Annotated in this window: 10 protein-coding genes and 1 pseudogene; 7 read left to right on the top strand and 4 right to left on the bottom strand. The window is 44.2% G+C overall.

Annotated features, from left to right (window positions below; translation table 11 throughout):
* The first annotated feature begins 281 nt into the window (after positions 1-281).
* On the top strand, positions 282-2,030 hold the full coding sequence (locus G5149_RS07045) for a hypothetical protein (RefSeq protein ID WP_139442054.1): 1,749 nt from the start codon (positions 282-284) through the stop codon (positions 2,028-2,030).
* Between the two features lie 153 nt (positions 2,031-2,183).
* Here G5149_RS07045 and G5149_RS07040 read toward each other — a convergent pair whose 3' ends face one another.
* Complete coding sequence (locus G5149_RS07040; RefSeq protein WP_265216196.1) at positions 2,184-2,795, bottom strand: hypothetical protein; 612 nt, start codon at positions 2,793-2,795, stop codon at positions 2,184-2,186.
* A 118-nt stretch (positions 2,796-2,913) separates the two neighbouring features.
* On the opposite strand from G5149_RS07040, the gene G5149_RS07035 reads away from it, so the two are divergent.
* The 3 genes and pseudogenes from G5149_RS07035 (at position 2,914) to G5149_RS07025 (ending at position 5,021) form a co-directional block, all read left to right on the top strand.
* Entirely contained in the window at positions 2,914-3,120 is a 207-nt protein-coding gene (locus G5149_RS07035; protein WP_080989933.1) for a helix-turn-helix domain-containing protein, read from the top strand.
* Positions 3,121-3,875: 755 nt separating this feature from the next.
* Positions 3,876-4,127 (top strand): annotated as a pseudogene (locus G5149_RS07030) (DUF4172 domain-containing protein); the annotation flags it as partial.
* Between the two features lie 66 nt (positions 4,128-4,193).
* Positions 4,194-5,021, top strand: coding sequence for a Fic family protein (locus G5149_RS07025; RefSeq protein WP_421212185.1), 828 nt, complete (start codon positions 4,194-4,196; stop codon positions 5,019-5,021).
* Positions 5,022-5,418: 397 nt separating this feature from the next.
* On the opposite strand, the gene G5149_RS07020 is transcribed toward G5149_RS07025, so the two are convergent.
* Together G5149_RS07020 and G5149_RS07015 are read right to left on the bottom strand one after the other, a co-directional pair.
* A complete protein-coding gene (locus G5149_RS07020; RefSeq protein ID WP_042024860.1) occupies positions 5,419-5,826 on the bottom strand; it encodes an H-NS family nucleoid-associated regulatory protein in 408 nt (135 codons plus the stop codon).
* A gap of 590 nt (positions 5,827-6,416) precedes the next feature.
* Complete coding sequence (locus tag G5149_RS07015; protein WP_033113929.1) at positions 6,417-6,608, bottom strand: hypothetical protein; 192 nt, start codon at positions 6,606-6,608, stop codon at positions 6,417-6,419.
* Between the two features lie 12 nt (positions 6,609-6,620).
* On the opposite strand from G5149_RS07015, the gene G5149_RS07010 reads away from it, so the two are divergent.
* Positions 6,621-7,172, top strand: coding sequence for an antitoxin Xre/MbcA/ParS toxin-binding domain-containing protein (locus G5149_RS07010; protein WP_201976755.1), 552 nt, complete (start codon positions 6,621-6,623; stop codon positions 7,170-7,172).
* A gap of 372 nt (positions 7,173-7,544) precedes the next feature.
* On the opposite strand, the gene G5149_RS07005 is transcribed toward G5149_RS07010, so the two are convergent.
* Complete coding sequence (locus G5149_RS07005; RefSeq protein WP_201976756.1) at positions 7,545-9,110, bottom strand: sensor domain-containing diguanylate cyclase; 1,566 nt, start codon at positions 9,108-9,110, stop codon at positions 7,545-7,547.
* An 837-nt stretch (positions 9,111-9,947) separates the two neighbouring features.
* Between G5149_RS07005 and G5149_RS07000 the strand changes: the two genes are divergently transcribed.
* On the top strand, positions 9,948-10,907 hold the full coding sequence (locus tag G5149_RS07000) for a sensor domain-containing diguanylate cyclase (RefSeq protein ID WP_245131223.1): 960 nt from the start codon (positions 9,948-9,950) through the stop codon (positions 10,905-10,907).
* A gap of 188 nt (positions 10,908-11,095) precedes the next feature.
* Positions 11,096-11,848, top strand: a complete 753-nt coding sequence (locus G5149_RS06995; RefSeq protein ID WP_107683372.1) for a hypothetical protein — start codon at positions 11,096-11,098, stop codon at positions 11,846-11,848.
* Positions 11,849-12,093: the final 245 nt, after the last annotated feature.

The raw sequence follows: 12,093 nt of genomic DNA, 5'->3' as shown, positions 1-12,093 counted from the left end.
GATTGATGTATCAGTAAGGTTGTTTTTCGAACTGATTGGGGAGCTTAACAACAGCTAATCAACTATTTGATTTTTATCATTTTTATTGCTGTCACCCTCAAGCGGGGGTGTGTGATAACGTAATGTTCATGTATGGTGCAGTAAGCGCCATAGCTTCAATGACTAGGCGTTGAGACAGGCTTCCGCTAATGCAGGGACAGTTCGACTGCACTTATGGCACTTGGGCTTGGTTAGCGAGCATTCGCTGAGAACTGAAAGTGATCAATAACGGTGGGTTAGCAATGGATGGACACTACATCAACCTTTTCATGTGGGGATATCAAAGCCACTATCGGATTCAAATTCAGAGGTTAGCTCGCGATGTGCTTAAAAGACTGGGGGCTCCTTCAGAAGCGGAAGTAATTTTAGTTGGTGCTCGAAGCCCAAATAGCGATAACCGGAACCCAGTGTGCATCGAGCCAGAAGATGGAAAATGGCAGCTGTCATTATTTGATGGCCTAATTGATTCTATTGAATTTACTTATAACAACCATGACATGCAGAGTTTGTGTTTTGGTGATGCTCCAAGTATGCGTGACAAGCCGGAGTGGATGCGCCAAGATTCAGTGCGGACATCGGTCGAGCTGGCATTAAAAAAATTTGATGAAGAACATCATGTAACTTCGTTCTGCGGAGCAGCTAGGCGCATCGATGACCACTATGTAACTCCTGTTATACAGATCCCAAATAGCCTGTTCTTACAGTATCCCCACTTAGATCATAAGCCACTCAAAAAAGGCAATAATGAAAATGGATATCGTAGTCTCATCCATTCAGCTATGGCGGCTGTTCTGCATGAGGCAACGGAGGGGTTAAACAAGCCTGAACCTGGACGTTTTTCACATCGTGGTATGAGAGAGGCAGAAGAGATCGTCCGTATTGCTGCGAAAAATTTCATGCACACCCCAGGGTTATCAATCGAACGGCAGTACATGTATGACGATCTGTTTGCTACGTTGAATCTTGTTTCTTCCTTAATGTATGAAGGCTCGAAGGGAATTGGGCATCTTATCCTTGTTGACCCCAAGAATGATGTAGTCGAATTTATGGTTAAGTTTGCTGAGCCTGTAACGCTTCATGAACCAAGGTGGGTTAGGAAAGTTTTACAGATGGCGACTACAGGTATTGGTATTATTGCGGACAGCCAGCGCATCTATGGACTGGGGAGACTTAAGGAATGGCATGATTCCAGTAACCAAGATGCATTTTTAGTCGTCTTTATCGACCATTATCACTGGGAGTTGCGTTGTGGCAATCAAGCATTACTTCGTAGTCATTATGCTGAACCTAAATTACCTCAAGAACCTTTTGATAAGGCTGCGTTCCTGGCAAATTATGCTCGACTCTTTCCAGAAACATCACATGAAAATGGATTAAATCTGTGGCATTTGATGATGGCTCAAGTTCGCCAAGAACACGGAAGTATGATTGTTGTTGCCAAAGATGCGGCTAGTGAAGCTCGTCGCCTTAGCAAGCAAGGTACATGTATTGAGCCCACTCTTCTTTCTGAAGAATTACTCCGAAGCGTCAGTGGCATCGATGGAACCATAATTCTAGATCCTGCGGGCTTCTGTCATGCTATCGGGATCATTCTTGATGGCGAGGCGACCGAACAGTGTACTCCATCAAGAGGCTCTCGCTACAACTCTGGAGTACGCTATGTTCATAAAGGAAGTCATCGAAGACTAGCTATTGTCGTGTCTGATGACCGGACTGTTGATATCATCCCTATGCTCAGGCCATTGGTAAGTCGTAACATGATTGAGCAGCATGTAGCTAGGTTAGAAAATGCAACTATCGAAAATTTCCATGATCCTAGAAATTGGTTAGATAAACATCGTTTTTATTTAAATTTAGACCAATGCTCTAGAGTAAATAGTTCACTTGAACGACTGGATAATCTCCCGAAAGAATTTTACCGCCTTTATTTTTCCACAGAGAAATTTGAAGTCCATCCCGAAATGGATGAAAGCTATTTAACTGATGTATAGCGAGAGGATGGTGTTCTGTACATCATATATTGACACTATTATGTGTACCGCTAGGTATATGAACGAGCAGCGGTGAGGTAAACTACATGACCTAAAATCACAGACACCTAGGGTCATGTAGTCAAGATCGGCTTATATATAGAAGGGATGATATTAGCGAGCCGACTCGGTGCTCCCCAAAGCCCTCATCACCTTCTCCACAGCTGCCAGCCGTCCCCTTAAGTCTCGGTATTTCTGACTGGTATTCCGAAGTGCATTATCAATAGTAATTTCTAGCGCGGGAAAATCTGTTTGCAGCATATTGTATTCAGCAATTGCTGCTTGGCACTCCTGAATTTCAATGCGGTAGAGGCTCGCTTTCGCGTTTAACTCATCTAAGAGAGCATCGTTCGATTCCTTTTTATACTCCTGAGCCTCCTGAGCCTCCTGAGCCTCCTGAACTTCCTGAACTTCCTGAACTTCCAGCTCTCCCTGAGTCGCAGGGCCAATTAGTTCCTCTTGAAAGTTCACATCATGAAATAGAGGGGTTTTAACGAAACTTGGATACGATCGGACATCATCAACATTTCTCCGTTCCAGGAAACCCGCGTCAACCAACCTCATCAGATTACGATAAACGAGGCCATATCGCCTCTTATGGGCCTGATTGTACTCTGATTCACCAAAGACTGCGTTCAAGCACTCCGTTGTAGTGAAATCATCCATCTGCAATCGAATGAGTGCGGTATAGAGTGCGGTAGGTAACCACACAGTCTGGGAGCTCATAAGTAATCCTTGGTCTCGAACGAAAACATTTAGTGGGGATCTAAACTTGATTGCGGATTATAATCCGTGGTCGTTAGCCAGACAACCAGAGATAGTGCTCGCCAGTGAGAGGCGAGACATGCAAGATCTAGCAAAAAAATTTGGTGATGCTGTACGTAATAGACGGCTTCAATTGGGTGTATCGCAAGATGCACTCGCATATGCGGCCGAACTTGATAGAAGCTACGTAGGACGAATTGAGCGTGGTGAGGTTAATATCACCCTGGAAAAGGCTTATCGTCTTGCCAGGGTAATGGGGTGTGACATTCGCGACTTGTTGCCATAGATATATTTGCCAATTAATTATCTCTTCACCCAGATAAAACTATATTTTCCCATAATTATTCACAGTGATGGCGATTAGCATCATTGCCAGCTTTAGCATCTGCCTAAACACCTTTTTTGACCGTCATTGAACTCAGCCATCCGTTCCAAAGGGAACTAAAGTGAGCACAGCCATAAAGACAGAGAGAACATGGGTGTTCGTGTTGTTCATGCTCTATCACCTCTTGAATGCATCGATCCTGTTCATTCAGCCTGTCTATGACTGGTTTAACGATGAATACTCACTGACTGGCCTATATGTACTGCTCATGCCCTATCTCTGGGGCCTGATAACGATACTGGGGGCGATTTTGTTCTTGTCAGACCGCTCTTGGAAATACCTGGCAGGCAATCTACTCGGTGGTTCGATCCTTCTCTTCTGGTGGCTTAGACTGGCATCCCAATATTAGTGAGTAACGTCAGGCATATGAATGAGCAGACCAGACGGCATCTGCGTGTGCGTGGCTTCATGCAGCGCAAGCTGCAAGCTCACAAGAACCATTCGAAACGAAAACGAGCTCCCGCCTTGTCTATCAACTGGTTGCTGTAGCTCCACACAGCAGCAATACATCCAGTTTTTCATTAGCTCCGGTCTGAGATTTTCAACCTAGATCTCCATCCTCATTACCAGCTCTTCTGTTCTGCTGCATGTGTTATATTCAGCTCAAACATTGAGCCGAATGATGGGCTGGGTCGGCTCATTATTGAGACCCTAGCATGTTGGATGAGGAAATAATGGAACCATTGTGGATTTGGCAACAAGCAGATTGGCCCCATTTTCGTTGGCAGGATAGCGAGATATTGCCCAGATTACGGCACGTTCAACGCAGGCAGGGAATTCTAATCGGTCGTCATTCCAGGTTGGGGAACTCCGACCAAGCGTTAGATACGTTACTGGCTAACATCATCTCCTCATCCGCTATCGAAGGCGAACGCCTCAATGCCCAATCTGTGCGTTCCTCCCTTGCTCGGCGGTTAGGTGGGCCACAAACTCAGTCATATCCAGTATCAGAGCGCTCAGAGGGGCTCGCGGCCATGATGCTGGATGCCATCGACAACCATGAACAACGGTTGACGATTGAGAGGCTTTATCAATGGCATCGTTGGTTGTTCCCCGTCAACGAATGGTCGGTGAAGCGGCTGCATGTAGGGCAGTTGCGAGGAGATGCGCCGATGCTGGTTGTCTCTGGACGTGTAGATCGCCCCACCGTGCATTTTGAGGCACCGCCCAGAGCAACTCTGGACGATCAACTGGCCGAGTTCATCCCCTGGTTTAACCAGACTCAGCATGACCCCACGATGGATCCACTGCTTCGTGCGGCGATTTGCCATCTCTGGTTCGTGACCCTGCATCCCGTTGATGATGGTAATGGGCGGCTCACGCGGGCATTGACCGATCTCGCGTTGTCACAGGCTGACAGCCACAGCATCCGGCTGTATGCCATGTCAGTTGCGATTCTAGAGCTGCGGGGTGACTACTATCGAGCGCTTGAGTCAGCGCAGAGGGGCTCGCTAGATATTACCTCCTGGATCTGTTGGTTCCTCGACACACTGGATTACGCCATAGAGCTGGCATTACAGGTTATTGAGCGTTCTCTTGCCAAAAAACATTTCTGGTTGCAGCACTGTCATGATGGTCTGAGTCCAGAGCAAACCAAGGTTATTAACCGTTTATTGGATGGCGGCCAACAAGGTTTTGAAAATGGCATCAACGCCAGCCAATATCAAAAAGTCACCGGAGTCAGCAAGGCGACGGCTACACGCCATCTGGCCGAATTGGTGGGTAGGGGGTGCATTGAGAAATTACCTGGTGGCGGACGCAATACACGCTATCAGATCCGCTTGCACACCGAGGGAGTTTGAAAAAGCATCGCCATGGGGCGTTAATTTCATCTGGTAGATGAGAGCTGCGATTGGTGTACAAATTACGCTATTTAGTTAAATGTTGACGCCATGATGTGTGCCGTCAGGCATATGAACGAATAGACTTAACCGACAGTCATGGCTCTCAACTAATCTTTTGAGTGATAACAAACTATCGAGAACATCGGGATCTATTGCAGGAACATCACCAGGCCCGAGATTTGAAAGCAGTTTGGTCACACTGAGACGTACCAGTTGCTCTTCGGCCAGCGCCTTTGCTCTCTGGACAACCTCGGGTGATTCGGATGAAATCATATCCTCCAATGTCCTCCCCATACGGTGCTCCTACTACAGATAGAATTAAAGGCCCACGCCGAGCTGGCATGGGCTCTCAGCACTAGATCAAAAACTCTTCCAATGCACGACCATTAGCCACTGCTTCTGCGATGGTCTTGGGCATGCGACCTTGGCCAGTCCAGGTTTTCTCCTGACCGTCTTCGGTGTATTTGTATTTTGCAGGACGAGGAGCGCGCTTGCTCTTTACTGTACCCTCTGCTTTTGCAGTGGTTGCAGTACCAACAAGCTCACTCGGATCTATGCCCGCTTGTTTCAGCAGCTCGGTAAACTCAGCCAGTTTTTGCAGGCGTTCAGCGGACTCTTCTCTCAATTTGCTCTCTTGCTGCTCACGCTCAGCAAAAATCTCTTCGAATTTTTCTCTGATTTCGACCAGCTGCTCGAAAGAGAGCTCGCGCAATGCAGCTCGCAGACTACGAATATTCATCAGTATTTTCAAAAAATCGTTCATTTTTATCCTCATGTATCACATTTTTATATCAGGAAAATTATCTCTCAATCCCAGCATCAGCTCCACTGTTTTTGGCACCAAGATGATTCGAAAAAGCATCATTTAAAAATCCTGAGCTAAATTGCGTTTGGATCTACTTATTGGCCTAGCTCCAATCTGCTATGAAAATATGTAGCTAAAAATTAAATCCAAGTGGTAGTGAGCGTTGAGACCACCTCACCAGATGAGCCGATGAAGGATCTTGTTCGGCTCACGAAATGAGCCGATAGGACAATATCATTGGCTCACAGAATGAGTCGATGATAAGAAATTTTAGATTTGCCCCTTGAGGATCCAGACACTTCGCCCCTCTTAACTTAAGAGGAAGTCTTGGATGACTAGGCCACTACACATCCATGTCTCCAGAAAGCAAAAAACCCCGCAACGAGGCAGGGTTTCAGCATTTTTTCAACTTCGCACTCAGGGTAGCGACTCTCCCTTGTTTCAACTTCGCACTTAGGGTAGCGAATCTCCCTGTGCCTTGATTCTATGAAAGGTGAAGCCGCTAGTCAACATTATTACTGGCATAACCAGCATTGAACTCTCATTTGTTATTTTTGGATGTCTTTGCACTCAAATTTTGGAGGTGTTTTCCAACCTGTAACGCGCCCGCTGCGTTTGTTGACCCTTCGGTATTCATTACCCAACAGGATTTCCCATTCAGAGCCGTTCTCCGATAGAACCTGAAAAGTAGTCCCCAGCTCAATGCCTAAACCTGGTTCAGTACAGACCAACTCGGTCATCAGCCCTCCTCAATGCAGGGGCATTTGGTTGTTAATTTTCCACTCAAAACGACAGTTTGGGGTAGGATAGCTCATGAGAGGTCGTGTTTGTACAATGAGGAGTGCTACATGATGCCCTATGCAACCTATCATCCTAGTAGTGACGCAGTTACTCCGAACCGTCTCCTAGAAGGTCTTGGTATTCCTCGTGACCCACTAGGAGCACATCTATGGATCGTGGCTGGCGTTGCTCCTGGCATCATTCATCGACTGGCTGAATTGATGAGTGCAGACATAGGTTTGATATGCCGCTTAGCAGGCATTAGCCGCCACACTGTTGCTCGCAAGCTGAGGATTGGGGCTCCCCTATCAATCTCTCAGGGTGCCAGGGTATACGGCGTTGTACAGGCCCTCAATGCGGCACTATCCCTCAACAAGAACGATACTGCCAAGGCGTTGTCATGGATAAACAGACCAGCCTGGGGCCTCGGTGGCGTGGCTCCAGCCACATTGCTGAATACACCGATGGGGGTTCAGGCTGTTGTGAATTTGGTGGGACGGATTCAGCATGGGGTGTGCAACTAAATCGAGGGTTCTGATAGGCGAATCCCCACAGAATGCTTCAAAAACAACCAATCTCATCATTTTTTGAAATTTATTTCATTTACCCCACTTGAAAAATTCGGAAAACTGTCCATTTACTAATTATGAGAGCTTCAATTAAATTTAAGCAGCTCACCATTATTCCGCTGCTACGCAGCGAAGATAAACCAGTTTTGTACACCCACGGCTATTATTTCATCAATAAACACTCATAATTGAAGGTCATAACAATCTAATAACGAATTCTATCGAAGGAGATACCCTTACAATAACTGGTTAAATTAGTGCCTAAGGCACTGAATAGTAAAACTTCAATTTATTTCTTGCATATATATCAATCATATGGGATTCACGCTACATGGTGTCATGAACAGTAGTTATTGATATGCACTCGTAAATTCGATTCTTACCATCGCGTTTAGCGTTGTAAACCTGAATGTCAGCTGCATTTATAAGCTCTTTTGCACTAATATCTTTTTTACTAACAGCAACCCCACCACTGAGTGTTACTCGAAGAGCATCTTCACGCCAGTCCAGATGCTCAACACCATGCCTTAATGCCTCCAGTAAAGATATCGCTAAGTTCCCAGAGCCCACTTCAAACAATACAGCTAATTCTTCTCCACCATATCGACAGAACCAGCCATGCTCATAAAAAATTGAATTTCCAAGTTTCGCTACTCTTTTTAATACAGAGTCACCAGTTTGGTGTCCGAACGTATCGTTCACTTTTTTAAAGTCATCTAAATCTAACAGTGCTAAATAAAATGGCTCTTGCTTTTTTAATAGCTGAGAAAGCTTTATGTCAAAAAATCTACGGTTGTATAAACCTGTCAGTTGGTCAACATTAGCCTGTAAGCGAGCTTCTGATAATTCATGTGTCGATTTTGCCACTTCGTCATACACATGTGATAACTCAACCATTCTATTCTTAGGTGATTTTAATGAATTGTTACGACTTGACCTTATAACATTGTATAGCTCATTGAGCATGCGTTGAAAATAACGAGACCATGACAATGCGAGTAACAAATAAAGGATGCATGTTAGCGCGATGACACCTTGAACATTAAGCGACACACTCTCAATGACACCTTGTAATGTAGATTCTGGAACAACACTAACCAAGATCCAGTCTTGACCATCGACTTTGTTATATGCCACAAACATCCCAGATTCTTTATCATGGAATACGCCTTTTTCTTTTGTGAACTTTGAAAGCCAGGTCATATCTTTCATGGGAGTAAACATTAGTTCTTTATCAGGATGAACTAGCATCTTACCAGCCCCATTCACCAACATCTGATACCCAGCATCTTGCTTATAATTAAGCCACTTTGATATAGGTTGAAGTAATGTATCAATTGAAAAGACACCAACTAACTTCCCTGTCGGGTCTTCAATTGTTTTAGCTAATGAGAGGGATAGCGTTCCGTAAATGTAGTCATAATATGGTTCAGTCCAAACCATCTTGCCTTTATTTTTAACGGCAAGTTGATACCATGGCCTTATGCGTGGGTTAAAATTTGAGTCTGGTTGCCATTCAGGATGAACAAGCAATTGTCGATGCTCTGTGCCAACATAGATGTATTGTAGCCCAGCAGTTTCCTGATAACGCCGCCAGTCGTGTAAGTATTCAGATTGATGCGTGATCTTATTATTTATAAAGTCTTTATAATCAACCTTGCGATAGATAAGCTCAAACTGTGTTGTGAGGGTATCAAGATATGGCTTAATCAAAACATTATGAAGTTGATCATTCTTGGATACTAACTGTTGCTGTAAATCACGTTGCAGAGTGACGGTCATATGATAGTAATAAATGGCCCCGAGAATTAATATGGGGACGAAAAGCAGAACTAACCCAAGACGCATGCGGGAAATCAATGACCATGTTTTCCACTGGGTTTTATCACTCATTACACAGACATCCTGTCTGAAAAAATCTGATGGGCTAACCATACCAGAAAGCTTTAAATGAGCCCATCATTGTGATCACCCTCCTCGAACCTGAACGAGCCCCCTCAGGACGACTTGCTCGATAACTACTTACTACCGTTCATACAATCTGAACGTTAAGGTTTGTCTACGATGAAGACGATGGCCTGAGCTTTAAAGTCATAAGTGTCTGAATATATTATATTTTCAATGGTATGTGTCACACTGCATCAAATTTATAGTAACAATAGCCAAAGCCCCGAACACATCTACAGAGACACCTTCAGGCACAGTGTTCAGATCTAATCGCCTGGCCTCCCCAAACAACCTAGTGGTGTGCTGTTCGAGAATCTCATCCAGCTCTAAAGATGAGATGGATCTTCTCCAGCGAGGGTGAGCCTTAAAGTCCTCTATAACGCAGTGTTGCAAGCATAAATGTGGGACTTCGACCCACCCGCCTGAGTCAACGGAGGTATGTACCTTGGCTTGAAAAATGACTCTGACCATCGTGAAACATCCAGATGCAAAAACTGGGAGACTTGATGATATGAGGTTAGTTCATTAATGACAAACAAGTTAACTGCGGAATGGCTTTTTGCTAGGATGGTCGAATAAAACTAGGGGGATTCTAGGCGAGCTCTTGTTTGTCGAGCGAGCGACAACCACGCTACCAAGAGTGCAAACACTGCTCCTGTCATCAAAGATGAGATGGCTCGAAATCATAGGTCTACCTACTGTAATATACTGTCAGTACATCAGATCTACAGATGCACAGTATATGTTGGCAGCGTACAGTGCCCACACAACAAGGAGATGTTGATGCAAAGCCCTGTAGTACCGGATAACGAACCGCTTCGCTTAGACGCATTGCGCCGTTTAGCGATACTTGATAGCCCCGCAGAGGAGCGTTTTGACCGGATTACCAGGATGGCTCGCAACATGTTTGATGTGCCCATCGCATTGGTTTCATTGGTGGATGAAAACAGACAGTGGTTCAAGTCATGTTGTGGGTTGCCGGTATTGGAGACACCGCGAGACATTTCTTTTTGTGGTCATGCAATTCTCGGTGAAGAACTGTTTGTAGTTGAAGACGCGGCCCAAGATCCACGATTTTCTGACAACCCCTTAGTCACGGGGGAACCACACATTCGCTTCTATGCAGGCCATCCACTAGAAGTTGGGAACGGTTTGAAGCTGGGTACATTGTGCATCATAGACTCTAAACCCAGGGGTTTTAGCCCACGAGACCAAGCGCTGTTAGCTGATTTGGCATCCATGGTTGAGAGTGAGTTACAAGCCGTTCAGAGAGCAACCATAGATGAATTGACGGGGATAACTAACCGTAGAGGATTCATGCTGCTCGCCGAAAAAAGTTTGAAATATGCATTTCGTGTAAAACACCCAGCGGCCTTACTTTTTTTAGATCTAAATCACTTCAAACTAATTAACGATAAGTTTGGTCATGACATTGGCGATGACGCGTTGCGACATATGGCCGAGTTGTTATGCCGAGTATTCCGCGATGCTGATATATTCGCTCGCCTTGGTGGGGATGAATTCGTTGTCCTTTTACCTGGCACTGGTAGTGAACATTGTCAGAGAATTAAAGAGCGGCTGAATCATGCAATAGATGACTTCAATAGTCATAGTGGTAAGCCATACCAGTTGTCATGCTCCTTAGGAATTGTTATTTACGATGCTAGTATTCCACCTGATTTAGATCAACTACTCCGGCAAGCAGATGAGGAGATGTATGTATGCAAAGGGCAGCGTTCATAATAGGCATCGATTCATTCTATGTCGTTCGGCGTTGTAACTCTAGATACAGGGCGTGCGAGTAATCTTTAAAGTTAAATATGTAAATATTACAAAGCAATCCAGTAGTCATCATATATTTTTCATTTAAAAATGAAGAAAGTTTAATTTTGAGCTATATTGAGCGTATGATATGTCAATGTGAGATCTATATGTTTTCACAAAACCTTATAAAAAACATATTTTATATTTTTTTCATTATATTCTCGCTAGGTGTAAGTGCTGTTGAAAACACTATAGTTTTGGTGAGTTCAGATGACACCTTCAAATCAAGGTATGGATGTTGGCTTCATAATATTTACAGCGAGGCATTCTCCAGACTAGGATATAAACTAATTTATCGTGGCGTTCCTGGTGGACGAGCCCCAATTCTGGCTGAGAATGGAAGTGTCGATGGAGAGATACATCGACCATTAGAATATCAGCAACAAACAAAAAATATGATTAGAGTGAACGAGTCACATTTTTATGTGACTATCGAGGCATATGTATATGATAAAAAGTTAGAATTTAATTCTTGGGATGACTTAAACAAAGATGGTTTAAAGATTGAGTTTAGAAGAGGTTCTAAGCGCGCAGGAGAGGTTCTCTCAAAGTTGATTAAACCATCTTTACTTACTGATGTGAATACGACAGAACAGGGATTGAAAAAACTGATAAAAGGGCGTACAGATATATTTATTGAGCAAACCCTTGTATTTGATAAAAACAAAAAAGACCTACTTGAAAGCTCACCAGAATACGAAAAAGTACATTCGGCTGGCGTTGTAGATAAATTAGAAGGCTATGCCTATCTTAATAATAGGCATTTTACGCTAGCACAAAGATTAGCCTCTACGCTAAACATGATGAAAGTGGAAAATAAGATTGAACAGTTGAAAGATAAATATTGCTACCATGATTAACTAGAAATATTTTTTGCCGCGCATTGTAATATCATCCTCCATGGTCTCCCCTTAGCCGCAAGGCTTCCATTGAGGCCGCTCATGATGTGATGCTGGCTTGGTCTCCTGTCGAGTTGAATCCCATGCGAGAAGCTAATGTGTTAACGATCACACTACAACTAAAATCCGTCATATGTAATGCTACATTCCATTCTGTTGCATCTCAAAGAATGCCATACTATTTGCGTTTAAAACCGATATGAAAA

This window comes from Aeromonas sp. 600479 (assembly GCF_049175515.1).
GTDB classification, from domain to species: Bacteria; Pseudomonadota; Gammaproteobacteria; order Enterobacterales; family Aeromonadaceae; genus Aeromonas; species Aeromonas veronii_A.
The sequence above is the reverse complement of the archived record's forward strand: the minus strand, read 5'-3'. Positions and strand labels throughout refer to the sequence as shown.

Coding starts and splice junctions, on each gene's coding strand:
- G5149_RS07045 (WP_139442054.1), top strand. CDS start 282: ATGGATGGACACTACATCAACCTTTTCATGTGGGGATATCAAAGCCAC.
- G5149_RS07040 (WP_265216196.1), bottom strand. CDS start 2,795: ATGAGCTCCCAGACTGTGTGGTTACCTACCGCACTCTATACCGCACTC.
- G5149_RS07035 (WP_080989933.1), top strand. CDS start 2,914: ATGCAAGATCTAGCAAAAAAATTTGGTGATGCTGTACGTAATAGACGG.
- G5149_RS07025 (WP_421212185.1), top strand. CDS start 4,194: ATGATGCTGGATGCCATCGACAACCATGAACAACGGTTGACGATTGAG.
- G5149_RS07020 (WP_042024860.1), bottom strand. CDS start 5,826: ATGAACGATTTTTTGAAAATACTGATGAATATTCGTAGTCTGCGAGCT.
- G5149_RS07015 (WP_033113929.1), bottom strand. CDS start 6,608: ATGACCGAGTTGGTCTGTACTGAACCAGGTTTAGGCATTGAGCTGGGG.
- G5149_RS07010 (WP_201976755.1), top strand. CDS start 6,621: ATGCAGGGGCATTTGGTTGTTAATTTTCCACTCAAAACGACAGTTTGG.
- G5149_RS07005 (WP_201976756.1), bottom strand. CDS start 9,110: ATGAGTGATAAAACCCAGTGGAAAACATGGTCATTGATTTCCCGCATG.
- G5149_RS07000 (WP_245131223.1), top strand. CDS start 9,948: ATGCAAAGCCCTGTAGTACCGGATAACGAACCGCTTCGCTTAGACGCA.
- G5149_RS06995 (WP_107683372.1), top strand. CDS start 11,096: ATGTTTTCACAAAACCTTATAAAAAACATATTTTATATTTTTTTCATT.